General features: G+C 56.3%; 3 protein-coding genes and 1 pseudogene. 3 read left to right on the forward strand and 1 reads right to left on the reverse strand.

All coding sequences use genetic code 11. The features are described from left to right. The 3 genes and pseudogenes from ACP5H1_RS08190 to ACP5H1_RS08200 form a co-directional block, all read left to right on the forward strand. Positions 1–587, forward strand: a pseudogene (locus ACP5H1_RS08190) (glycosyltransferase family 2 protein); the annotation flags it as partial. A 20-nt stretch (positions 588–607) separates the two neighbouring features. Next, positions 608–832: a hypothetical protein gene (locus ACP5H1_RS08195; protein WP_427973965.1), complete on the forward strand. Its 225-nt coding sequence runs from the start codon at positions 608–610 to the stop codon at positions 830–832. 622 nt (positions 833–1454) lie between these two features. Then, positions 1455–2468 carry a hypothetical protein gene (locus ACP5H1_RS08200; protein ID WP_427973967.1) on the forward strand — a complete coding sequence of 338 codons (1014 nt, stop codon included), beginning with the start codon at positions 1455–1457 and terminating at the stop codon, positions 2466–2468. 149 nt (positions 2469–2617) lie between these two features. On the opposite strand, the gene ACP5H1_RS08205 is transcribed toward ACP5H1_RS08200, so the two are convergent. Next, on the reverse strand, positions 2618–3152 hold a 535-nt coding region (locus ACP5H1_RS08205; protein WP_427973969.1), incomplete at its 5' end, for a hypothetical protein.

Here is a 3152-nt window from a genome sequence, read left to right on the forward strand (position 1 = left end):
TGATAGGCGTGAGGCCCAGCAGCTCGCAGCCCCTCGTCTACAGGGTTGGCAACGCGCTGCTCACTAAGCTCTTCGACTCGATCTTTGGGGTCAGGCTGAGGGACGTGCTCAGCGGCCTCTACCTGGTGAGGAGGGAGGCCATAGCTGACGTCAACTTTGAGATGGGCGGCTTCAGCGTCGAGAGCGAGATAGCGGCCCACATAGTCTCGGGCGGGGGCTCCGTGGGCGAGGTGGACATAGAGTACAGGAAGAGGATGGGGAGGAAGAAGCTGAGGCCCTGGCACGGCCTCGGCATAGCCCTCGACATGGTCAGGCTCTCGTGGAGGTACAACCCGACGAGCACGCTCTTCCTGGCGGGCGCCTTCCTCATGGTGCCCGGCCTGCTGGTGGGCGGCATGACGGCGTACCAGTTCTACTTCATGCACGTTGACCACTTCGTCAAAGCCATAATGGCCCTCGTGGTCACTGCTGCTGGCTTCAACAGCCTGCTCCTCGGCATACTGAGCATGTACCTGAAGAGGATGGAGTACAGGCTGCTGAAGCACCTGAGGTCCATGAGGAGGGAGCAGGGCTCAGCTGAGGGCTAAGCCATGGCCTAGACAAGTCCATGCCCACAAGGCCAGTTGCCGATGGCAGGAATCCTGGTAGGGTCGGTGACCGCGTCCTCGAGGCGGTCGGCAAGCTAATAACTAGAATCCTGATGCCACGCGGCGTCTACATTGTCATCGTTGACCTGTCCTCGACGGCCAGCGCCTCCTGCAGCGTGATGAGCCTTCCCAATGAGGGCTGCGCAGCCAACCCAGTAAGTCCAGGCAGGGGCCGCACACCTTGACGGGGCCGGCAGGCGCTGAGCTGGTCACAGAGCCCCTCAACATCCTAGAGGGTCCTGTGATCCGCTATGCCCAGGTGATTCCTGGCAAGCTCCTAATTGCAGTGAACCTCATCATGTTGCCTCCCGGTCGCTACCCGGGGCTTCTGGGAAATTCTCGCGAGGGCCGCGTCCTCGCAGGCCACGGCAGTCATGAGCGAGGGCGCCAAGCAGCTCGAGCCACAAACCATCTGTCTTGGCCGCTTCTCTTTTCAATAAACTAACGCCACTTAACGCTCCCTAACTGGCTATCCAACTGCCCAATTTAGAGCTTAATCCTTGATGTTTAAATTAATTGCTGAACTACAAATTACTAAAGTTCGACGAACCATTAGGTAACTAACAATATTAAAAAAGGATTTAAAAATGTCGTTTTCCAGTTCGAGCTAACTAGCGACGAACTAGGAAGCCAAGCCAACTAGTGTGGGGGCGTGACAAAATGTGTGCCGGTTCAGAGAGAGGACAGAGCAGCAATGAGTGCGGAAGATGTGATCAAGAATGTGGGTTGGTTCGGAGACAGGGGCAGGACGAGGAGTGCGGCACTGTATCAATTGATAAGGTGAGCGTTGATTATGGGGACCTGTGCGTGAACGTTAGTGAGATACTTGAGATGCTTGGGCGTGGCGATAATGATGCAGACCTGACAGATGTCCTTAGTAGGCTATTCAATAAGACAAAGTCCTTCGAAGCGGACCCATGCGCGTTATGCCCCAATTACAACAAGGGGGTCACCTGTACAGAGCACCTAGCCATTTACTGCCTGAAGGATGACATGATATACTACAACACTGATAGGATAGCCAGCTGGTTAACTAGGCTTTACCTCGCTAACATGGGCACGTTCATGAAACAGCTAGCCAATGCTATGAAGAATGAATTAAAGGGAGGCGGAGGCAGCTTCAAGCTCGGCGTACCCATAGGCCTCGTAAAGGAGCTCGCGGCCAAGGCTACCGTGGACGTGGCAATGACGTACTTGGTAAGTCACGAGAGGTACCACTGGGCCCATGGGCCGAACGCGTCCTCAGCGAATGAGGAGGCCATGGCCACGGCCTACGGGATGTACAACGCGTTTAATACAGCTTATGGTCCTTCAATGGAGCTCATAACGCCCATCAAGGATCTAGTGATGATTTATGTAATGCCCGATCATTTACATGTGCACCCTGAATCGCCCAGTACCATCAGTTACATACTGGAGCTGTACTTCAGACACCTTACGCTGGCCAGGCTTGCATATGAACATTCGCTCCTCAAGGGCTACTCGGGCTTTTTCGCATACCTAGACCCAATTCCGAAAACCCCCAAGATTATGATTGATAACCTTGGGCGCGTATCCGTCAGCCTCGAATTCTTCAGCCGTGGCAAATATGAGCAAGTGTCGTATGTGCGCCACGGCATCGTGGATATAGAAATCAAAAACCTGTTCACACCGCAATTCACGGGCCAGCGCAGGTCGAGAAACGACGAGCTCCGCGAGAGGAGCAAGCACTGCGAGTCCTGCATAGAGCTTGAGCCAAACCCGTGGTGGGTGTCAATTAATTCAATAGTTAATGATCAATACCTAGTCATGCGTAGCCAGTGGAGCCATCCAAAAGGGTAAAACTTAGTTAGGACTTCAGAGGAAGTCATAAAGGGGCTTTCCTGGACTTCGGCGTTCCTCGGTAATGATAAGGGGGCGGAGGAGGTGTTGAGGCCTTCGGCTTCACGACGAGGAGGCAATAGCCAGGCACATAGAGCTCCGCGTATTCCTCAGAGGGGCCGTACTACCTTGGTAAGCTCCCTGACGCTGAGGAGAACCTGGCACCCCGAGGCCCTCAGCAGAGAAACCTCGCGGTCGTGCCTCTCCTTCATGAGGTAGGCCTCCTCCAGCGAGGGGGCCCTCAGCCAGGGCCTGGTGGGCTGTACAACGGTGCAGCCCGGGGGCAGGAGCGACGGCAGGGGGCTGAGCAGCTGCGTCACAGCTATGACCCTGCCCTCGGGGACCCCCTCGGAGAGCCTGAGCCTGCCCGGGTAGTCGTCAAGGACCCTGAAGGCCTCAGGGTAGTACCTTCCCAGCCTCTCAAGAAGCGCCCTGGCCAGGCCACCAATGCCGTTGACCCTTGCGAGCCTCCCGCCGTCATATATGTAAGGGGTCACGCTGAAGCTCCTCGAGAGGCCAAGGGCTATGGAGAGGGAGGCGGCCGCCAGCTCGTCCGCCGACTCAGGGTCCGTCACGGTCAGGTCAACTATGAGCGACGCCTCCCCTGAGCCCTGGGGGTAGAACCTCTTTACCATGAGCTCCCCC

Source organism: Acidilobus sp. (assembly GCF_049973875.1).
Taxonomy (GTDB): Archaea; Thermoproteota; Thermoprotei_A; order Sulfolobales; family Acidilobaceae; genus Acidilobus.